Source organism: Cypionkella sp. TWP1-2-1b2 (assembly GCF_049896245.1).
Classification (GTDB): Bacteria; Pseudomonadota; Alphaproteobacteria; order Rhodobacterales; family Rhodobacteraceae; genus Cypionkella.
This window is the reverse complement of the sequence record NZ_JAFCTX010000017.1, coordinates 66,967-87,036: the sequence shown is the minus strand read 5'-3', so window position 1 is coordinate 87,036 and position 20,070 is coordinate 66,967. Positions and strand designations below refer to the sequence as shown.

At 59.4% G+C, this 20,070-nt stretch carries 16 protein-coding genes; 1 reads left to right on the top strand and 15 read right to left on the bottom strand.

Annotated elements, in window-relative coordinates:
- Positions 1-94 precede the first annotated feature (94 nt).
- From ACP7AP_RS13015 to ACP7AP_RS12980, 8 genes are all read right to left on the bottom strand, one after another.
- A complete protein-coding gene (locus ACP7AP_RS13015) occupies positions 95-496 on the bottom strand; it encodes a hypothetical protein (protein WP_426034633.1) in 402 nt (133 codons plus the stop codon).
- A 121-nt stretch (positions 497-617) separates the two neighbouring features.
- On the bottom strand, positions 618-3,977 hold the full coding sequence (locus ACP7AP_RS13010; RefSeq protein WP_426034632.1) for an error-prone DNA polymerase: 3,360 nt from the start codon (positions 3,975-3,977) through the stop codon (positions 618-620).
- Entirely contained in the window at positions 3,974-5,458 is a 1,485-nt protein-coding gene (locus tag ACP7AP_RS13005) for a Y-family DNA polymerase (protein ID WP_426034631.1), read from the bottom strand. The genes ACP7AP_RS13010 and ACP7AP_RS13005 overlap by 4 nt, the downstream gene beginning before the upstream one ends.
- Positions 5,385-5,978: an ImuA family protein gene (locus tag ACP7AP_RS13000; protein ID WP_426034630.1), complete on the bottom strand. Its 594-nt coding sequence runs from the start codon at positions 5,976-5,978 to the stop codon at positions 5,385-5,387. Before ACP7AP_RS13000 ends, ACP7AP_RS13005 begins: the two co-directional genes overlap by 74 nt.
- A 166-nt stretch (positions 5,979-6,144) precedes the next feature.
- Positions 6,145-6,318 (bottom strand): hypothetical protein, encoded by a 174-nt coding sequence (locus tag ACP7AP_RS12995; protein ID WP_426034629.1) that lies wholly within the window; start codon positions 6,316-6,318, stop codon positions 6,145-6,147.
- Positions 6,319-6,541: 223 nt separating this feature from the next.
- Positions 6,542-8,023: an NAD-dependent succinate-semialdehyde dehydrogenase gene (locus ACP7AP_RS12990; protein ID WP_426034628.1), complete on the bottom strand. Its 1,482-nt coding sequence runs from the start codon at positions 8,021-8,023 to the stop codon at positions 6,542-6,544.
- A gap of 34 nt (positions 8,024-8,057) precedes the next feature.
- On the bottom strand, positions 8,058-8,903 hold the full coding sequence (locus tag ACP7AP_RS12985; RefSeq protein ID WP_426034627.1) for an HpcH/HpaI aldolase/citrate lyase family protein: 846 nt from the start codon (positions 8,901-8,903) through the stop codon (positions 8,058-8,060).
- Positions 8,900-10,042, bottom strand: coding sequence for a CaiB/BaiF CoA transferase family protein (locus ACP7AP_RS12980; RefSeq protein WP_426034626.1), 1,143 nt, complete (start codon positions 10,040-10,042; stop codon positions 8,900-8,902). Before ACP7AP_RS12980 ends, ACP7AP_RS12985 begins: the two co-directional genes overlap by 4 nt.
- A 129-nt stretch (positions 10,043-10,171) precedes the next feature.
- Here ACP7AP_RS12980 and ACP7AP_RS12975 point away from each other — a divergent pair, with 129 nt between their 5' ends.
- Positions 10,172-11,128 (top strand): LysR family transcriptional regulator, encoded by a 957-nt coding sequence (locus ACP7AP_RS12975; RefSeq protein WP_426034625.1) that lies wholly within the window; start codon positions 10,172-10,174, stop codon positions 11,126-11,128.
- 27 nt (positions 11,129-11,155) lie between these two features.
- Here the strand turns inward: ACP7AP_RS12975 and ACP7AP_RS12970 are convergent, their stop codons facing one another.
- The 7 genes from ACP7AP_RS12970 to ACP7AP_RS12940 form a co-directional block, all read right to left on the bottom strand.
- The gene (locus ACP7AP_RS12970) at positions 11,156-11,878 is read right to left on the bottom strand and encodes an FAS1-like dehydratase domain-containing protein (RefSeq protein WP_426034638.1); all 723 of its coding nucleotides are present in this window, start codon (positions 11,876-11,878) and stop codon (positions 11,156-11,158) included.
- Between the two features lie 98 nt (positions 11,879-11,976).
- Positions 11,977-13,272, bottom strand: coding sequence for an MmgE/PrpD family protein (locus ACP7AP_RS12965; RefSeq protein WP_426034624.1), 1,296 nt, complete (start codon positions 13,270-13,272; stop codon positions 11,977-11,979).
- Complete coding sequence (locus ACP7AP_RS12960; protein WP_426034623.1) at positions 13,269-14,447, bottom strand: acyl-CoA dehydrogenase family protein; 1,179 nt, start codon at positions 14,445-14,447, stop codon at positions 13,269-13,271. Before ACP7AP_RS12960 ends, ACP7AP_RS12965 begins: the two co-directional genes overlap by 4 nt.
- Before the next feature lie 113 nt (positions 14,448-14,560).
- Positions 14,561-15,490 carry a LysR family transcriptional regulator gene (locus tag ACP7AP_RS12955; RefSeq protein ID WP_426034622.1) on the bottom strand — a complete coding sequence of 310 codons (930 nt, stop codon included), beginning with the start codon at positions 15,488-15,490 and terminating at the stop codon, positions 14,561-14,563.
- A 3-nt stretch (positions 15,491-15,493) separates the two neighbouring features.
- Positions 15,494-17,368 (bottom strand): hypothetical protein, encoded by a 1,875-nt coding sequence (locus tag ACP7AP_RS12950; protein ID WP_426034621.1) that lies wholly within the window; start codon positions 17,366-17,368, stop codon positions 15,494-15,496.
- Positions 17,365-17,832 carry a hypothetical protein gene (locus ACP7AP_RS12945; RefSeq protein WP_426034620.1) on the bottom strand — a complete coding sequence of 156 codons (468 nt, stop codon included), beginning with the start codon at positions 17,830-17,832 and terminating at the stop codon, positions 17,365-17,367. The genes ACP7AP_RS12950 and ACP7AP_RS12945 overlap by 4 nt, the downstream gene beginning before the upstream one ends.
- A 13-nt stretch (positions 17,833-17,845) precedes the next feature.
- Entirely contained in the window at positions 17,846-20,047 is a 2,202-nt protein-coding gene (locus ACP7AP_RS12940; protein WP_426034619.1) for a flotillin domain-containing protein, read from the bottom strand.
- Positions 20,048-20,070: the final 23 nt, after the last annotated feature.

Sequence of the window (20,070 nt, the reverse complement as noted above, 5' to 3'; positions counted from 1 at the left end):
TCAGGGCGGCGATCCTGAACCGATTTACGGCACTTGGAACGCCGCAAACTCAACGTGTGGGATGACTCTGTCCAGCGGAAGGGAAAACTCGACCTCAGGCTGATTTGTGCAACAGAGCCTCCTTTTTCGATAATATTTTCGTTAATGCCGCCGTGAGATCGTATGTGTCGTGACCTAATGTATCTAACAGACCGATATCCTGGACGTGTTTGAAAGTGGCGTGAGATGACCGTGTCAGTCTTGTCGGCAAACCTCGTCCAATAGCGTAGCCTAGTTCGTAGGTTACATTGTCATTAACGCCCGAAATATCTGCAACAAACGCGTCGGCAGTATCTATCCAGGTTTCAACTGATCTTGCCACGGCCACTCCAGATGTGTCTTTTTGAGACCATGCAGTCACAGTGCGCGCAGGAGTGGAGGCGTATCTGCTGGCGTCTTCAATGATTTTGTTGTGGTAACTGTTGCCTGAGGCATAGGCGACGAAGACGTTTGTCATAGCGCGCTCCTTTTCGGTGACAGTATTTGCGGCTTGTCATCGCGACAACCAATATTTATCGGCCGTAGATCACGGTCTTCTGTATTGTGTGATGGACTGATGTTGCGTTCGCCGATGTAGCCTAGTGGAAATCCCGGCTCGGAAACAGCACCTTGGCCTGCTCGCGCGGATGATGCGCCGATCTGACGCTGCCGCCAACGGGGCGCTTGGTCTCATCGGCCCGCCCATCATTGGGCTCAATCATCACCGGCCGCCCGAGGGTCGCCAGCAGCGGAGAGATATCCTCAATCCGCTCGGCGATCAGATGCACGACTGGCCCGTCGCGCTCAATTCTGCCTGTGACGCGCAGCAAGCGTCCAGCGATCACCGCTTTGCGGAAGGTTTCATAGACCTGCTTCCACACCACGATGTTTGCCGTGCCGGTCTCATCCTCCAGCGTCAGGAAGATCACGCCTGACGCTGTGCCGGGGCGTTGGCGGGTGATGACCAATCCAGTGACGATAACCCGGCCTTTGCTGTGTTGCAGGCGATCATGCGGCAAGCTCTCGGAAAGCTTTGGGCGCAGTAGCTCCATCGGGTGCGCACGTAGCGAGAGCCGCAGCGACAGGTAATCCTCGATCACCTCGTGACCGAGCGTCATCTGAGGCAAGGTCACCGCAGGTTCAATGCCTCCCTCGCCGTCTGCCCCGAACAGTGGCAACGGCGCTGGTCCGGCAAGGGCTTTGGCATCCCAAAGGGCGCTGCGGCGGTTCAGGCCCAAGGGAGCGAAGGCATCCGCCTCGGCCAGCCGCTCCAACACATCCGGTCTTACACCAGCCCTGCGCCACAGGCTTTCGACATCAGAATAGCCATTGCCGCGCGAGGTTGAGATCCAAACGGCATCCTCTTCGCGCATACCCTTGATCTGACGAAACCCCAGCCGCAGCGCCAGCGCACCATCCGCACGCGGCTCGATGGTGCAGTCCCAGAACGAATGGTTGACCGAGACCGGGCGCACCTCGACATCATGATCGCGGGCATCGCGCACCAGTTGGGCGGGCGCGTAAAACCCCATTGGCTGGCTGTTCAGCAGTGCGCAGGTGAAGATCGCTTGATGATGGCACTTCAGCCAAGACGAGATGTAGACCAGCCGCGCAAAACTGGCTGCATGGCTTTCGGGGAAACCATAGCTGCCAAAGCCTTCGATCTGCGCAAAACAACGCGTGGCAAAGTCGCCATCATAGCCGCGCGACAGCATGCCGGAAATGAAGCGATCTCGGAAACCGCCGATGGTGCCCATGCGCTTGAAAGTCGCGAGCGAGCGGCGCAGTCGGTCGGCTTCGGCTGGGGTGAATCCTGCCGCGACCACAGCGATTTGCATCGCTTGTTCTTGGAACAAAGGAACACCATAGGTGCGCCCCAACACCTCCATCAGCGCAGGTCCAAGGTCTTCGACCTTCTCCTTGCCTTGGCGGCGATTGATGAACGGATTCACCATGCCGCCTTGGATCGGACCGGGGCGCACAATGGCGACTTCGCAGACCAGATCATAAAACTTGCGGGGTCTCATGCGGGGCAGGAAGTTCAGCTGGGCGCGGCTTTCCACTTGAAACGTGCCAATCGCATCGGCTCGGCAGAGCATGTCGTAGACGGCGGAATCTTCGGCCGGCACATTGGCGAGGGTCTGGTTTTTACCGCGAAAATCCTTCAGCAGGCCAAAGGCTTTGCGGATGCAGGTCAGCATGCCAAGGGCGAGTATATCAACCTTCAGCAACCCCAGCGCGTCGATGTCGTCTTTGTCCCACTCGATCACGGTGCGATCTTCCATCGCCGCATTCTCAATCGGGCACAGTTCATCCAGCCTGCCGTGCGTGATGACGAAGCCGCCAACATGCTGGCTCAGATGGCGTGGAAAGCCGATGACCTCAGCGATCAACTGGCCCGCCAGTTGGACACGACGATAAGCGGGATCAATGCCGGCCTCGCGCATACGGTCTTCGTTGGGCGCGGCAGAAGAATGGCCCCAGATTTGCCCCGACAGTCGTGCGATGACGTCTTGGCTCAGACCCATCGCTTTGCCAACCTCACGGATCGCAGCACGGCTGCGCAGGTGAATGACCGTCGCAGTCAGCCCGGCCCGATGGCGACCGTAACGCTCGTAAATCCACTGGATGACCTCTTCGCGGCGCTCGTGCTCGAAATCAACGTCGATGTCTGGCGGCTCGCCGCGCTCTTTGCTGATGAATCGCTCAAAGATCAGCGTTATGGATTCCGGCGGCACCTCGGTGACACCCAGTAGATAGCAGACCACGGAGTTGGCCGCAGAACCGCGACCTTGGCAGAGAATGCCTTTGGAGCGGGCGAACTGCACGATGTCATGCACGGTGAGGAAATACGGCGCATATGCGATCTCGCGGATCAAGTTCAGCTCTTTCTCGACGCGGTGAATGATCTTGGGCGGTGCGCCGTTGGGATAGCGCCAGTGCAAGCCTTCGCGCGACAGCCGCTCCAGCCGGATCTGCGCCGGTTCATCTTCCAGCGCCTCATCGGGATATTGGTAACGCAGATCGCCCAAGCTGAAAGCGCAGGTGGCGGCAATCTCGACGGTGCGCTTGATGGCCGCGGGGTAACGGTGAAACAGCCGCGCCATCTCCGACCCCGATTTGAGCCGGTGCTCACCATTGGCCAACCGGCGGGTTCCAAGCGTGTCGATGGTGCAGCCTTCCCGCATGCAGGTCAGCACGTCTGCCAGCGGTCTGCGACTTGAGCGGTGCATCAACACCTCACCAAGTGCCACCAGTGGCAGATTTGTTGTCTGCGATGTGCCCGCCAAGCGGTCCAAACGTTGCTGATCACAGCCATCGTAGGAAGGTGCCGCTCCGAGATAGCTCTGCCCCGGAAACGCGCGGGCGATGCGGATGAGATCAGACGTGACCCGCTTGGCGCTACCACTGCCACCTTGCATCGGATCGCGCGGCACCGCGATCAGCACCATGCCCGCACCCCAGTCCAGCAGATCAGCTTGCGTCAGATGACACTGACCCTTCTCGGCGCGCTGTTTGCCGAGCGAGAGCAACCGGGTCAGCCGCGACCAAGCGGTAATGTCTTTTGGCAGCGCGATCCATTCCACAGCGCTGTCGGTGAAACACAGCCGCGCGCCCGCAATCAACTTTGGCAACGGGATGTCTGGCAAGCTCGGTGCTGCTGTCCCGCCGGAAAAATGCGGCACAGTCTGACGGCTGGAATGATCCATCACCCGCTGCGAGCGGATCTCGGGGCCGTCCTGCACGGATTGTGATGCATTCCGGGCCTCATCCCGCAACCGGGTCAGCTCTTTCAGCGCCGAAAACGCGCGCACCACACCGGCGACTGAGTTGCGATCGGTGATGGCAATCGCCGCAAGCCCGAGCTCAGCGGCGCGGGTCACCAATTCTTCAGGGTGTGACGCGCCTTTGAGGAAGGTGAAGTTCGAGGTGACGCAGAGCTCAGCATATGCCGTCATGGAAATTCCCCATGCACGTGCCAGCCCGGCGCTTGCGGCGTGTGAAACAGCCAGAGCCGCGGGCCTTCTTGGGTCTCGACCCGCCAATAATCGCGCAGCCCGCTGCGCCAGGTGGGATCATCAAACCACCATTCCGGCGTGATCCGTTCCGGGCCTTGCGCGCGCAGCGTGGTGAACCACATGCGCCGCCAGCGAAACCGAGCCGGTGGCGTGCCGGGGCGTTGGCCGACCACGTCAGATACGAACTCCGGTGGAAAGAGGATGATCGGGCGGGCTGCGACCTTGCGCGGGCCTGCGGGCTCGGCTGTGCTGTAGATCGCGGGCACCAAAGAGAAGCTCTTTTCCGGGATCTGGCTGTCAGCAGGGATCATCCGCAGCACACGGTCAAAGCCGAGGCGGTTGCCAACGCTGGAGAGCAGGTCTGCCAGTGCATCCTCGGTTTTGACCGTGTGACCGCCACCAACCTGCTCGGGCGGCATTGGCTCAACCAAGGTGGCGGAGAGCCGCAGGCAATCAATGCCAAAGCCCGCATCGACCTCATCGACGCCCTTGGCAAACAGCGCTGCGATACGCGAGGCGTCACGCATGGGACGGGCGAGGCCAATCTCCACTTTGACCGCGCCGCGATCCACCCGGCGCAGCTCGAGCAGCACCCGTCGCGCGCCCATATGATGCAGCGCCAGTTTACTGCACAGCCGATCCAGCAACCGCGCCAGCCCCGCCATGACATCGCTCTGTAGACCAATCGGCTCTGGCAGCGTCATCCGCACGCCAAAATGCGGCGGCTCGGATTCGGCTGACACCGACTCCGCCTGAATGCCCAAAGCCTGATCGAGCCTGAGCACCAAACCGGGTCCAAACCGACGTGCCAGCGGCGCGCGCGGCAGATCAATCAGATCGGCGATGCGCGGCAAGCCGACACGCGCCAAACCGTCAGCAGTGGCGTGGTCAATCCGCAGCGCTGAGACCGGCAGATGGCCGATGCCTTGGGCCAGTTTGCCATCCGGCACGACGCCACCCCCATGACGGACCAGCGCATATGCAGCGCCACGGCTGCCAGCAATCGCTGACGCAGCCGACAGATCAGAACGGGCGAGGCGTGCATCCAGATCAGCGCGCAGATCCGGCTCACCGCCAAACAAATGCGCCACGCCAGAAATATCGGCGACCAAACCATCGACACCGTCAACGGCGATCATCGGCGAATAACGCGCGGCCCAACGGCGCAAAACCTCTAGCGCCAGCTTCTGTGCGGGCAGATCAGCAGGTCTGGTCGCAAGCTCCGGGCAGATCGCGCGCGCATCCGCCAGCGGCATGCCTTGGCGCAGACCTTTGGCTTCCGCCGCGCGGTTCAGGCAATGCAAATGTTCAGCGTTGCCCGCGCGCAGCACCAGCGCAAACGCCCCTTCAACCGGACGCCTGCGCCGGCTGGTGTCGCTCGCGAGCCTCGGAAACCACAGTGAAAGCAGACGACGTGCCATTCCAGTCCAATACCCAAGCGCCAAGTGTTCCCTTTTTGTTCTTAATAAGAGACCATCGGTGCAGAGTCGAGTCCGCAGCAGAGCTGGGTGCGGCTTCACAGAGCCAACGGGACTCAGCAGCATTGCTGCCAGCATCATCGCGGATCAGCATGATACCACGGGTTTGGCCGGTCTCGGCGGCAAGCTGGAGCCTGCGACCGGCGGTCAGCGACAGCGATTGCTGAGGTTCCGCGATGACCAGGCTGACGGCGGGAGATCGCAGCGCTTCTTCCACGGACCAGAGCAGATCGGTCTCACCCTTGGTGCGAAACAAATGCAGCCGCTCGTTGATGCCTGAAGGCAAGGCGCCGAGAAACGGCAGTTCGGGGATATGCGTGGGCATGATCCAGACAATCACGCCGGAGATGCGCGCGGCTTGGAACAGCGCGAAGGCGCGACGGCCGCGGCCTTGGGCTTCGTGCACACGGGCGGGAACCAGCGTCAGCGGATCGCCGTGAGTGGGTTCGAAATGCGTCTTCATCTCGCCCATTCCTGCGCGCTGGGATTTCGGTTTTTCGGCGTAAGACGATGCAAGCTATCCGGCGACAGAAAAGAACACATAGAGAACTCGCGAAGATTCGAGAAGGGAAACGTTTCTGGTCAGATTGCATTTGTTTCCAGATATGCATCATAGCCTTTGCCCTCGCCTAGCCACCCGCTGCCGCATGGGTCTTCGTGGCTTTCGCCAGTCGAAGCCCACGCTCCAACTCGTCTGCAGCGGCAACCTCTATTCCATCGCGATCAAGCAAGGCGGCCATGGCCGCGCCTACCGCGTCATGCACACGGGCGCCACTGCCCACGATCTGCTTGAATTCGATCAATCAGCCTACTTCACGGTCAAGGAAGATTCAGCGGCAGTGTGGGCACCCACGGCGAAGGACAAAAGTCAGCAGGTAATGACAAAACCGGGCAGGCTGACTTGGGGTGGATCAAAGTTCTCGAGTCGATCGATGCCATGTTTTGTCATTGCTGATGGCGCATGACGTAGCGATGGTCTTGCGCCACCATATTGTTTCCGGCTGCTTCGATTCGCGCGAGGAAAGCTCAGAGACCATGATTCAAACCACCTATGCAAACATACTTGAGCGAAAGAAAATCATCCAAGCCATACTTTGACCCCTCACGTCCAAAGCCAGACTGCTTGATGCCACCAAAAGGCGCAACTTCGGTTGAAATCAGCCCAGTGTTGATGCCGACCATGCCATATTCAAGGGCTTCCGCGACCTTCCACACCTGACGTAGATCATTTGCGTAGAAATAAGCGGCAAGACCGAACTCGGTGTCATTGGCTAATGCGATCACTTCATCGATGGTCTCGAAGCGGAAGACCGGAGCTAAAGGCGCAAAGGTTTCTTCGTGCGCGACCTTCATAACGGCGGTTACGTTTTTCAGCACCGTGGGCTGCACGAAAGTGCCGCCTAGATTATGCGGAGCGCCACCCGTAACAACCTGCGCGCCCTTTGCCACTGCGTCGGCGATATGGTCATCAAACTTCGCCTTAGCCGCTTGGTTGATCAGGGGTCCAAGCAATGTGCCCTCGTCAAACCCATCACCCACCTGCATCGCGGCAACAGAGTGCCCCAGCTTTTCAACAAAAGCGTCGTGAATTCCCGCTTGCGCATAAATTCGATTGGCACACACACAGGTTTGACCATTGTTACGAAACTTAGAGATCAACGCGCCTTGCACGGCTGCGTCCAAATCGGCGTCGTCGAACACAATAAAAGGCGCGTTGCCACCAAGTTCCAGACTCAGCTTCAATATTTTCTTGGCACCCTGCGCCATCAGAAGCCGTCCTACCTCGGTTGATCCGGTGAAGGTCAGTTTCCTGATGGCCGGGTTGCTGCAGACTTCCTCACCAAAGGCCCGCGCGTTTGACGTTGGCAACACGCTTAGCAAAGCTTTCGGCAGGCCCGCCCGTTCCGCCAGAACTGCCAGCGCAAGCGCAGACAGCGGCGTTTCCGCCGCAGGCTTGAAAACCATCGCACAGCCCGCTGCCAAAGCTGGGGCGAATTTACGCGCGACCATGGCGGAGGGGAAATTCCACGGCGCAATGCCCGCCACCACGCCCACGGGCTGCTTCAGCACCACGATGCGCTTGTCGCGGTGATGGCCGGGGATGGTGTCACCGTAGATGCGCTTGGCCTCCTCACCAAACCATTCGATATAGCCTGCTCCATAGGCGATCTCGGCGCGAGCTTCGGCCAGCGGCTTGCCCATTTCTGCCGTTAAGATGATGGCCAAATCTTCGGTATTGGCGACCACCAGATCATACCAGCGCCGCAGTATGGCTGCGCGCTCTTTCCCCGTTGTAGCCGCCCACAGCTTTTGCGCCACCTCCGCCGCAATTATAGCGCTGCGGATTTCAGGAAGGCCGGTATCGGCGACCTCGGCCAACACTTCATCAGTAGCAGGATTGCGTATTTCGATCCGTGCCGGGGTATCTACCCATTCGCCAGCCAGCAAAGCCTGTTCGCGCACCAGACACGGGTCTTTTAAGCGATTGGTCAGACTGCTGGCGATCATTGTGGGGCCTTTCGAGAGAGGTTCAGTTTGGCATTTATATTTCTTGCGGCCGTGCCTGAGCGTGCATCGCACGCATGATGTTGCGCGCGCGCTGGATGACTGGGGCATCGATCATCGTGCCTTCCATCGCCAAGACAGCGCCTTCGTGCGCATGGTGCGCCTGTAAAACTTTAGTCGCCCACGTTATTTCAGCATGCGTTGGGGCCAGCGCATTACGGATCACCGGCAGCTGGGCCGGATGAATCGCCGCCACAGTGCGCAGCCCAAGTTGCCGGCCTTGCGCGATCTGGCTGGCGTAGAGATCAAGTGCTTGGAAGTTCGCCAGCGAGCCGGGAAAGCCGATGCCAAGCAAGCCACGTGCGGCGGCGGCCACCCCAATTTGGGCCGCCAGATGTGCCAGCGAGCCGCCATCGGGGCTAACACCCAGCGAAGCCGCGTAATCCTCGGACCCCAGCATGAGTCCCACCAGCTGCGGAAAGGCAGCTATGGCCGGCAAAGCCTGCACGGCAGCTGGAGTTTCGATCAGTGCGATCAGACCAACTTTGCCTCCGGTCAGTTCGGTCACGTTCTGAAGCCCGCGTATATCTTCGACTTTGGGCAGCATCAGAGCGGCCACGTGATCAATATCGACAGCCGCGAGGTCGTCCACCACATCGCGCAGCTGAGTGTTGATGCGAATGACGCAATCAACGCCCGCCGCATGAATGAGCTGCTGGGCCGAGCGCAGCCTAGCCCGCGCCTCTGGCTTGGCTGCAGGTGCAATCGCATCTTCTAGGTCAAGGATGATCGCATCGGGGCGCAGGCGAATAGCGTTCGCCAAATGCCGCTCGGCCCCGACCGGCACGAACAACAATGCCTGCCAACTTGGCACAGATATCATTCGAGCCTGCCCTGTGGATCACCGCCAAATTCGGCCCAAAGACTTGCAGTCTGTGCGCCCAAAGCAGGCACGTCGCGGCCCGACATCGTGGCATCACTAAAGCGCACACCGCGGCCCATCATCTCGACCGGGCCGGTTGGGCTGGTAAGTGTGATATGATGCGCCTGCGGGTGATGCTCCATATCCTCCATCGTTGACATGCGGCCACAGGCGATGCCCGCTTTTGACAGCTGTTCAATCGCGGCTTCGCGGTCTATTGCCGCGAAAATTGGGGCAATCAGCACTTCTATCTCGGCCATCCGGGCCACGCGCGCCACGTTAGTGGCAAATCGAGGATCGATTGCCAGATCCGGTTGACCCAAAATCCCAGCACAGAACGCCGCCCACTCCCGATCATTCTGCACCGATAACAGCACCTGCCGATCATCCGCGCAACGAAACGCCCCATAGGGCGCAATCGACGGATGCCGCAGCCCCACCCGCGGCGGGGCGGTGCCGCCGTAACGGGTTTGCAGGTAGGGCACGTTCATCCAATCGGCCATGGTATGAAACAGCGACACTTCAACCGCGCGGCCCTCGCCAGTTTTTGCTCGGCGCAGTAGCGATTGCAGCACAGATGCATAGGCCGTTTCGCCCGCCGCAATATCGCAGACCGAAATGCCCACCCGCGCGCTGCCTTCGGGCGTGCCATTTACCGAAAGCAAGCCGCTTTCACCCTGTATTAGCATGTCGTAGGCTTTTTGATCCCGGTATGGTCCATCCTCGCCGTAGCCGGAAATCGAAACATAAATCAGCCGCGGATTGGCCGCGCGCATCGCATCCGGCCCAACCCCAAGCCGGGTAGCCGCGCCGGGGGCAAGATTCTGCACGAACACGTCTGCCCTTGCAATCATCCGCTGCAATAAAGCCAAGGGTTCGGCGGCGCGCAGATCAAGGCAGATGGACTCCTTACCGTGATTCAGCCAAACGAAATAGGCACTTTCGCCGTGAACCAAACGATCATACCCACGCGCGAAATCGCCCTCGGCACGTTCCACCTTGATCACCCGCGCGCCAGCATCCGCCATCCGCGACGTGGCCAGTGGGGCGGCCACCGCCTGTTCTAATGACACCACCAGAATGCCCTCTAGATCCTGCATCAACAGGGCTCCTTCTCCTGCGTTCGGAAAATAATCACCCACCGAGCAGCACCATGGGTAATAGGGGTTTCCTTGACAGGCTAGAACGAAAGCGACTAACTGTTCTGAGGCAAGAATGGAGCCGCTGTCATGGATATCCGGCACCTAAAATACTTCATTGCCATTTCCGAAGAAAAATCACTGTCCGCCGCATCACGCAGGTTGGGGGTGGCGCAGCCATCGCTTTCGCAGCATGTCATAAAGCTCGAAGAAGAACTGGGTATACCGCTGATATTGCGCTCTGCGCAGGGTATTCAATTGACGGACGAAGGACATTTACTGCTGCGCCACGCGCGCGAAATATGCGGCAGCCTAGCCGCCTGCCTTGCAGAAATGAAAGAGTCGGGTGGCTCTGTGCGCGGGCGGGTGACGTTTGGGATGCCGCCATCCGTGTCGATGGTGATGTCAGTTCCATTAGCCGAAACCGTGCGCGTCGAATTTCCCGATGTCCGGCTTCAGGCGATTGAGGCGATGAGCGGCTTTGTCCGCAACTGGATCGGCGATCAGACCGTTGATATCGGATTTCTATACAATGTTGACAAAAAAGACAATTTTCACTCCATCCCCATTTTGGATGAACAGCTGTGCTTGTTTTCGGCCCCGGATAACTGGCCGCTTGCCACTCCGCCAGGTGCGCCAACTTCGCTGGCCGCGCTGCGCGATTTGGATTTGATCTTGCCTTCGCCGTCGCATGGGTTGCGCAAAACGATCGAGAAACATGCGCAAGCCCGTGGCCTCCAGCTCAACGTGGTGATTGAGATGGATGCAATGACCCAAATCAAAGAACTCGTGGCGCGCGGTTCGGGACATACGATCTTTGCCCCCGCCGCAGCCTATGATTTCGTGGCACGGGGCGAATTGGTAAAGGCTCCTATCACCGATCCCGATATGTCTCGCCCGGTCTATTTGGTGCATAGCACGACCCGGCCAATGTCGCGCGCCTGTCAGTCCGTCCAGCGCCTGACGCTGGAAGTTGCACGTGATCTGGTGCGCCGTGGCATCTGGGAGGGCCGGTTGCGCGACATGCCAGCAGAGATAAATGATTAGACGGTAATCCTATTGCTGCGGGGGATATCAGGGAATTGCTGTTGCCTGCATTGTCACCACGCCATCTGGTCGCCGCACCCGCAATGCAATGATATCGCCTTGGTGCCGTGCCTCGATTTGCACGGCGTTACCACAAATCAGCGGTGCCACTCCGCGATAACGGAAGCCGTGCGGCATTCGGCCCAGCATTGTCGTGGATAAGTTCAGCATCCACAGCGCTTGCAAGGGGCCGTGCACAACCAAACCGTCATAGCCTTCTACTGCCGTGGCATAGGGTAGGTCATAGTGGATGCGGTGTCCGTTAAAGGTTACGGCAGAGTAGCGAAACAGCAGCACCGGGTCGGGCGTAATCTGCCACACGGCATCTGGCAACCAATCCTCGGCTGGGGTCGGGTTTGCGATTGTTCCCGCCTTGGGGTCCTCACGATAGACCAAATCTTGCCGTTCGGTGATCCGGGTTTGGCCATCCACGCGCCACAAATGCTTGATGCTGACAAAGCCAAGCGGGCCGGATGCGCCGGATTTGAAGGTGATATCGCCCATGGTGCTGTCACGGGTGACAGTTTCGCCGGGGTTGAGTGTGCCAGAAAACACCATTTCTCCTCCAGCCCACATCCGGCGTGGTAGGGGCAAGGCCGGCACAAACAGTCCGGTGCGCGGGTGGCCATCACGACCAAGACGAGCAGGATCGGCCACATCGGGCGCCAAGGCCCAATGAAAGCCGGGCGGCACCGTGCCAGGGCCTAGCATACCCGCCATGACCGCGCGAAAATGCGTCAACAATCGGTCGCTGATGATTTCTGCTCTCGAAGATTGCCTACCAACCCAATCGCTATAATCGCTTGGGTTCATCGCAGCCGCTTACCAAGGTCACCCGCGCTAAGGTTATCCAAGGCCGCGACCACCGCCCAAATCTGCTCTCCTTCTGCGCCGATCAAGCCCGTGGCTTTCACGCGCAGTCTGTTTTCCAGCAACGTGTGAGGCAAGCGCGCGGCAAGGTCATACGCAAAGGGTAAATTGCCACCATCCTTCAGTTGCACCTGGCCCACGGCCTGCATGTCCGTTACGGCGGCATCCCCCTCTATTGTGATTTTGGTCGCGAAATCGGCCATCAAATCATCATGCGCCAAGGCATCCGTATATGCACGGTCGCTCGCGGTGGGGATGCCCGCTAGAACCATGCCAGCCAGCCAATTATAGCTGAACTTCACCTCCAAACCAGTGCGAGGAGCCTTGATGTCGCAGACCGAAAGCCAACGCGTGCCCGTGCGCAAATGGATGGATGCCACGCGTTCAGGGGTCAGATTGTGCGCATGTTTCAGAGCGGCCAGCGCTTCAATCATCGCATGGGTGCCGTGGCAGCAGGCGTGCAGTTTGTATTTGACGTCTTCGAACAAAAATGCGCCCGGCGGTGGGCTAGGATGTGGGACGTCAGCATGGGTCAGAACGAAGCCCTGCGCGCCCATCAAGCCATCGTCGGCCGAGGTGAATCCGGCTCGCGCGAGACCCGCGCATTCGACGCCGTTGGAAGCCGCAATCCCGGCGTTATAGGGTTTGCCCATTGTGCCGAACTGCGATTTCAATCCAGAGGCACGGGTGGCACACAGGCCAATTGCCATGCGCATCTGATCACGGGTTAATCCATAAAGCCGGCCCGCCGCAACAGTCGCGCCAAAGGCTCCCGCAGTCGCCGTTTGGTGAAAACCTCGGTTGTAATGCCCCGCACCCAAGACCATACCGATGCGGACCGAAGCCTCGGCACCGATAAGAAAAGCATCCACTAGCTCACTAGCAGAGGCCCCGAGCGCCTCACCCACTGCCAAAGCCGCAGGATAAATTCCCACCGACAGATGACCGACATGACCAAAATGCGTATCGTCGTAATCGAGCGCGTGGCTGGTGGCACCATTCACCAGCGCCGCTGCCCGTGCGGGGACTTGCGTGCCGCCAAAGACCGAAGCGACGGGCAAGCCGCCCTCCGCCCCGATATAGTTCCTCAGGATCACGGCCAGAGGTTCATCCACTCCGGCGCGCCCGCAAACCAGCCAGTCAAACAGCGAAAACCGCGCCATGCTGCGCGCCGATGCGGGGATGTTGCCCTCGGGCATCGCGGCGAGATCAAGGATTTGTGCCAGCAGCGTCATGCCGCAGCCCCATAAGATTTGGGCAGTCCCAACACCTGTTCTGCAATGTAACATAGGATCAGGTTGGTGGAAATCGGAGCGACCTGATACAGCCGCGCTTCACGGAATTTGCGTTCTACATCATACTCTTCCGCAAAACCAAAGCCACCATGAGTCTGTAAGCAAGCCTCAGCTGCCTCCCAACTGGCGTCTGCTGCCAGCATCTTGGCGGTGTTGGCCTCGACCCCTGGATTGTGGCCCGCATCATACATCGCAGCGGCGCGGTAGACGATGGCTTCTGCCGCGATCATATGAGCGTAGGCGCGCGCCAGCGGGAATTGCACGCCTTGGTTCTTACCGATCGGCGCGCCAAAAATCACGCGTTCCTTGGCATAGGCCGATGCCTTGTCGATGAACCACTTGGCATCGCCGATACATTCCGCCGCTATCAGGATGCGTTCGGAGTTCATCCCCGACAGAATATACCGAAAACCTTTGCCCTCCTCGCCAATCAGCGATGAGGCTGGGATACGCACATTATCAAAGAACACCTCCGTGGTGGCGTGGTTGATCATGGCGCGGATCGGGCGGATAGTCACGCCGTTACCGACCAATTTGCGCAGGTCGATCAGGAACACCGACAGCCCGTCCGTCTTGGATTTCGCCTGATTGCGCGGCGTGGTGCGTGCCAAAAGCAACATCAGATCGGTGTGTTCGGCGCGGCTGGTCCAGATTTTCTGGCCGTTGATCACATACTCATCCCCCTCACGCCGCGCAGTGGTTTTCAGCGCTAGGGTATCGGTGCCACTGGTCGGTTCTGTCACACCGAAGGCTTGCAGACGCAGCGAGCCGTCCGCTATACTCGGCAAATATTGCTGTTTTTGCGCATCGTTGCCATGCCGAAGCACCGTGCCCATCGTATACATCTGCGCGTGGCAAGCGGCGGCGTTGCAGCCGTTGCGGTGAATTTCCTCGAGAATAACCGCAGAGGCCTGCAGATTCAGGCCCGATCCGCCATAACTCTCGGGGATCATCGCAGCTAGATAACCTTCGCGGATCAGTGCTGCGACAAAATCGGTTGGATAGGCTCTGCGCGCATCCAAATCGCGCCAGTATGGCCCCGGAAAACCCGCACAAACATTGGTCACACCTTCGCGGATGGCTGCATATTCGGCGGTCGGATCAAAGCTGGTCATGACGGCGGTCCTTTTGGCGATTTGAGCACAAATTGGCAGGATTGGAGCTGATTGGGAAAGAACAAAGGCTACTTACGCCTAGCAGAACTCGCTATGGGCAGGCATTTTTACATTCAAAACACCGCCTCCATTGACATCTGAATGGCTTTTGCACGGCTGAAGACGACCTCGGGCAAAATCTCGGGCAACGGTTGCTCAGGCTTGGCAGGGCGCAGAAGCGCAATCGTGCGCACCATGGCGGGATCACTAATCATGCTGATCGAAAAACGACCCTCGGCGGCATCTGTTGCTACCGAATGATAGGGCAGTATTGTGGCAAAATCACCCGAAGAGCCATCCAGCATCGCTTTTACCGCGTTCAGGCTGTCAAGTTCAAGCGCCGGCACCAACGGGATGCCGCGCGTTTCTGCCACCGCGTCGATGATGCGGCGCAGCTGGTGGTGGGCGCTGGGGAGGATCAGACGTTGGCGGGAAAGGTCATCCACTGATAAGGGATGGTTGGATTGCCTCGGCCCGGCCAGCACCAGTTTTTCCGACAAAAGGTTGGTCACATCCAAACCCTCGGTATCAGGCTGGCTATACGTCAACGCAAGTTGCAACCGCCCGCAGGCCATCAAACTGCGAAGATCGCCGGAATAGGCCTCTATCACGGTGAGGGTCAGAGTGGGTGCCGACTGACGAAGTGCCTCATGCAAAGATGCGAGAAACAGCGGCGAGATTGTGGGGCAGATGCCGAGACTGACATGTGCGGGGCCTGCACCAAAATCGCGCTTCACACGTTTTATCAACAGATTGAGGCTTTCCAGATGCAATCGCGCACCGCTCATTAGCGCAGTGCCCGCCTCGGTTGGCACGGCGTTGCGGCCATTGCGGGTGAACAGCTCCATTCCCAACTCGTGCTCAAGCAGTTGCACCTGCCGGGTGAGCGCGGGCTGCGCGATCCCAATTACCGGGGCCGCCTTTGAAAACCCGCCGTTGTCGCAAACAGCCACAAAATAGCGCAGCCGCCGGATGTCCACACCGGAGTTTTCCAAACGCCCCATCTGCTACCGCTCCTCAGCGTCGCGCGCAGAGACGCGCGCGATGCTTGAGGCGATCCAATCGGGCGCAGTTTTGCTGGCTGGATCATCGAGCACAACCCGGCGCAAGCCGTCTTCGGACGTTGTGCCAAGCCGTGCGCCATAGGTCAGCCACCAGACCAGCGGCACCCCAATCAACCAGAAAAACAACTGCCATACCCACAGGGATGGCACGCCCAAAGCCGCATCGCCCGTGGTAAAAATCGGTTGACTGAAGAAGGTGTTCCCCAAGATTGCCCCCGGCCCAAGCGCAAAGAACGCCCAAATCAAGGTGAGCGACCACTTCGCATTGCGCGCTGGCTTTGTCCCAAAATCGACGCGCCATGTGGTGGCGAATTCATCATGCAGGCGGTCACGGTGCCTGCGCTCGGCCCCGCTCCGGGTGAAGATGGCAACCAGCAGCACAGCGCCGACGTTGCACGCCAACCCCCATCCGGCAGAATGAATGGTCAACGGCCAGCGGCCCCATGGCAGGTCGACAAACATCCCCTCAAACAGAATAAGGCCCAACGGTTCGGTAAACAGCACCATCAAACTGCCAAAGATCAATCCGACCAGAACCGCACTGCGACTGATCCAACGCAAAAAAGTGAGGCCTAAAAACGCAGGCAGCATCTGCAGCGCCAAAGGCAGGGCAAGACTGCCGAACACCGCAGAAGCCAGCGGCGTAAAAGCGGCAAGGCTCGCCACCAGCGCGAAGGCTATGACGAGGGTGATGCGCATGGTGAGGCGGGCATTGGCAGGCGATAAAGCGGGCAGCAGATAGGGCAAGATCACTTCGCGGCAGATCAGTATCGCGCCCGAGGTGGTGAAGAAAACGACCGCCATTTGCGTGGTGACAGTCACAAGCAACAGAAAGCCAACCCCAGCAAATGGCTCTATCGCGCTGAGTTCGGCAGCAAACTGTGCTGGCCCCTGCCCCATCCGCAACGCCAACATCGGCCCTGCGATCAGCAGAAGGCCCGTCAATAGTGCCGCGATCAGCCAGACCGGCGCAAACCCCGCGCTGCGGCCGGCGCGCGCTGTCATACCAAGATACAAAAACCCCGGCGATAGCACGATCCCGATCAGCGACAGTGCCGTTGAGGCAATGCCAACCCCGGTGAATACACCGCCCTGCGCGCTGTCTTTGCCGATACCTCCCGAGAACTGGATCACGCCCGGGATCTGGTCGGCAAGGATACCCGTGGCGACGGGCATTGCTGCGTTTGGAAATCCCGGCCCGCTGAGCATTGCCTCAGCAAACACGGCCAAACCCGGAAACAGCACGACCAGCAACACCGATTGCAGCGCCAACACCAGCACGGTGGCACGCCAACCGCCGATCACAGCGGGGAGAAGCAAAAAGAAAGCCGTCACCCAGATTGCCGCAGCGCGCGGCACGGCTCCACTGGTTGCCTCTGCCAGCACTGAGCCCAGCTGTGAAAGCAGATTTGCGGCGAACGGCAAGCCGAACAGCAGCGACAGTGTCATCATCGCGATGCGCAGCGCTGTGCTTTGATAATAGCGTCCCAGTGCCTCGCCGGGGCTGGATAGTCCGGCAATCTTTGCGGCCAACCACAACCGCTTTTGCAAAAGCAGCGCAGTCAAGGCAACCACAATCAGGCCAAGCGCGATGTGACTGGCCTGCAAACCGAAGCGATTGATCAGTGCAATATGGTCAGACAAACCCATACTCGCCACCACCACCCCCGCCGAGGCAAAGCTGACCGCCCAGCCAGGAAGATCCGCCCCCGCGTCGCCAAACGCTGCGGGCGCAGGCGCGACACGGGCCACAAGCGCGGCAAGATAAAGACCGATGGCCGCTAGAAAGGCGAGCGTCATAATTACAAACGAGGTCACCGGCGGCCCCCCCGGTTTAGCCGAGAGGCGCGGCGGGGGTTGTTGTTGCGGATGATGTCAAACTTGTCAAAGGCACCCCGAGTGCCAAAGCGGATCAGCATGTAGAACACGGCCGCCAACAAAAGGGCGATCATCCCTACCGCCACGGGCAGGAAGAACCGCACGGCAAAACCATCTCCCAGCAGCACCGCCAGAACAAGCGCCACCATCCCGATCGCATATACCACCATGCCAAGCCCCGCTTCGCGCGCCGTAAACGTCGTGCCCAGCACCGCATTGACAATCACATGCTCCACAAACCCGGTGAGCAGGGCGATAAAGCCTGCCGCCACCCACCATGCGCCACCTGGGCCAAAGCCGTAGTGCAGCAGCCCCAGCGCCACAAAGCCTGCGGGCAACCACACCGCCAGCACCAGCGCATGACGATCTAGCATTGCGGTCGACTCATCCTGTGACGACATCATTCAAGCCCTCGTTTCAGTCGTCATCCTTGTCGGCCTTTGGGGCCGGAACCGGCGCGAAGTTGCGGAAGGACATGCCGCCCGCCGAGCCAAGGTTCTTCAGCGGCAAGCCAATTTCCTCCATCAACCCGTCCACGAAGGCCACCTGCGTGCGATACTTCATCGCCGAATTGACAACTTGGTCGGACACATTGCCACCGCCGCCGCCACCTGATCCAGCACCGCCGGTTTCAGATGGGCTGTTCAGCCCCGGCAGGCCATCGACATGCAGGATCTTGATGCTGTCGATGTTTTCCATCGGCTTGACGGTTTCCTTAATGATCGCAGGCAGGGTTTTGACGAGGTGCTCGTAGATCGCAGAGCGGCGGCTTTCGTCATTCCGCATGTTCTCGGCATCATTCAGCTTGCGCTGACCCTCGGCGTCGGATTCGTAGCGCACATCTGCGGCACGGGCCTCTGCAATCTCGGCCAAGGCGCGCTGTTCTACGGCCTGCTTGTCGGCCTCGGCGGCCCGAACGGTGCGCAGGGCATCGCGTTCGGCAGCCGATTCAGCGGCGATAATTTCCACTCGCGCGTTGCGGTTGGCGCTCTCTTCGGCACGCACTGTTGTGACCTGTTCTTCTGCCACCGCCAGCACCTTGCGGGCCTCGGCCTCGGAAGTGCGCGCCACCGCTTCCTCAATTGCCTTGCTGACCACAGCGATCAGCCGCTGCTTGTCTGCAAGTTCGATCTCCATGTCCTGTTCGATCACAAAGCGGTCGATGTATTTCTGCGCGGCGATCCGCAACTCATCAACCTCGCGCGAGGCCACGATCTGCGCATCTTCGACTTTGCGGAAGCTGAGCGTTTCGGCCAGCTTGATCTTTTGCTGCTTGGCGATTTCCTGTTGCGCCACATCCTCGTCGGCCCTCACGCGGTCCAACTCGACCACATGCCGTTTGGCAATGACGGCACGTTCTTGGGCAGCAGCAGCCTGTTCGTTTGACACGCGAATGTCGCGGTCTTTAGCCACCTCCAGCAATTCAATTTCCATTGAAGTGGCGATGCGAGCGGCTTCCACCTCGCGGTCGCGCCCAAGGCGAGCCTGTTCGATCTCGCCCGTCGATTTCACATCATAGACTTCAAGCTCCAACCGCGATTTGATCTCGGCCTCTTTGATAAGACGGTCGCCTTCGATACGGTCAGCCTCAACCTGCTGGCGGGTGTGGATGCGCTGAGTTTCCAGCGTGCTGCGAGACGCAATCTCTGCCAGTTCGACATCCTTCTGCCGCTCAATCTCTAGGCTGCGGGTGTCGTTGACCGCACGGATGCGTTCGGCATCCACCGCCTGATCGGTGGTGATGCGCAGGCGTTCAGATTCCTCTTGCGCGCGGACCTTGGACTGGTTGATCGAAATCGCCGATTGCGAACGTTCGACTTCAATCTCGGCCTGTTGAGTGGCTTTGCGTATTTCAATCGCGCGGCTTTGGTCAATGCGGGCATATTCTAGATCGCGGTCGATTTCCAAGGCACGGCTCGCGGCCTCGTAATCCTTTTGCTTAATGTCGATGCGGGCCTCATTCTCAATCCGGTTGCGAATTTTGCGGCGGTCCTCGATTTGTTCGGTCAGTTGCGTCAGGCCCTCGGCGTCAAAGGCGTTTGACGGATTGAAGACAGATATATCCGATTGGTTCAGCGCGGTGAGTGAGGCGTTTTCCAGCTCTAGCCCATTGGTGCCAAGCGTCGCCCCCGCTTGTTCGGCGACCCGGCGGATATAGCCCGCGCGGTCTTGATGGATTTCCTCCATCGTCATGCTTGCAGCCACCGATGCCATCGCGTCGATGAAGCGGCTTTGGATGATTTCCCTCAGCGCCATTGGTTCTTGCGTGCGCGCGCCCAAGGTGCGGGCGGCGGTGGAGACACCTTCCTTGGTGGCGATCACTCGCACAAAAAACTCGGCAGAAATATCCACTCGCATCTTGTTACGGGTGATCAGCGACTGTTCGCCCACCCGCCGGATTTCGAGCGGGATGGCGTTCATATTCACCACGGTGATGTCGTGGATGATCGGGATTACAAGCGCGCCCCCGCCCATCACCACACGCTCACCGCCAGACCCTGTTCGCACAAAGCTCTGATCCTTGGAGGAATGGCGATAGAGCCAATGAAGAAGGTAGACCCCGACTGCGATCAGGATCGTCAGAAGTATCAAAATGGCAATTGCATCAGCGCCGGTCATCATCTTTTCCTTTCGTCAGGCTC

Excerpts from the sequence above, each read along its gene's own strand:
- ACP7AP_RS13015 (WP_426034633.1), bottom strand. The coding sequence starts at position 496 with ATGACAAACGTCTTCGTCGCCTATGCCTCAGGCAACAGTTACCACAAC.
- ACP7AP_RS13010 (WP_426034632.1), bottom strand. The coding sequence starts at position 3,977 with ATGACGGCATATGCTGAGCTCTGCGTCACCTCGAACTTCACCTTCCTC.
- ACP7AP_RS13005 (WP_426034631.1), bottom strand. The coding sequence starts at position 5,458 with ATGGCACGTCGTCTGCTTTCACTGTGGTTTCCGAGGCTCGCGAGCGAC.
- ACP7AP_RS13000 (WP_426034630.1), bottom strand. The coding sequence starts at position 5,978 with ATGAAGACGCATTTCGAACCCACTCACGGCGATCCGCTGACGCTGGTT.
- ACP7AP_RS12990 (WP_426034628.1), bottom strand. The coding sequence starts at position 8,023 with ATGATCGCCAGCAGTCTGACCAATCGCTTAAAAGACCCGTGTCTGGTG.
- ACP7AP_RS12985 (WP_426034627.1), bottom strand. The coding sequence starts at position 8,903 with ATGATATCTGTGCCAAGTTGGCAGGCATTGTTGTTCGTGCCGGTCGGG.
- ACP7AP_RS12980 (WP_426034626.1), bottom strand. The coding sequence starts at position 10,042 with ATGCAGGATCTAGAGGGCATTCTGGTGGTGTCATTAGAACAGGCGGTG.
- ACP7AP_RS12975 (WP_426034625.1), top strand. The coding sequence starts at position 10,172 with ATGGATATCCGGCACCTAAAATACTTCATTGCCATTTCCGAAGAAAAA.
- ACP7AP_RS12970 (WP_426034638.1), bottom strand. The coding sequence starts at position 11,878 with ATGCTAGGCCCTGGCACGGTGCCGCCCGGCTTTCATTGGGCCTTGGCG.
- ACP7AP_RS12965 (WP_426034624.1), bottom strand. The coding sequence starts at position 13,272 with ATGACGCTGCTGGCACAAATCCTTGATCTCGCCGCGATGCCCGAGGGC.
- ACP7AP_RS12960 (WP_426034623.1), bottom strand. The coding sequence starts at position 14,447 with ATGACCAGCTTTGATCCGACCGCCGAATATGCAGCCATCCGCGAAGGT.
- ACP7AP_RS12955 (WP_426034622.1), bottom strand. The coding sequence starts at position 15,490 with ATGGGGCGTTTGGAAAACTCCGGTGTGGACATCCGGCGGCTGCGCTAT.
- ACP7AP_RS12945 (WP_426034620.1), bottom strand. The coding sequence starts at position 17,832 with ATGATGTCGTCACAGGATGAGTCGACCGCAATGCTAGATCGTCATGCG.
- ACP7AP_RS12940 (WP_426034619.1), bottom strand. The coding sequence starts at position 20,047 with ATGACCGGCGCTGATGCAATTGCCATTTTGATACTTCTGACGATCCTG.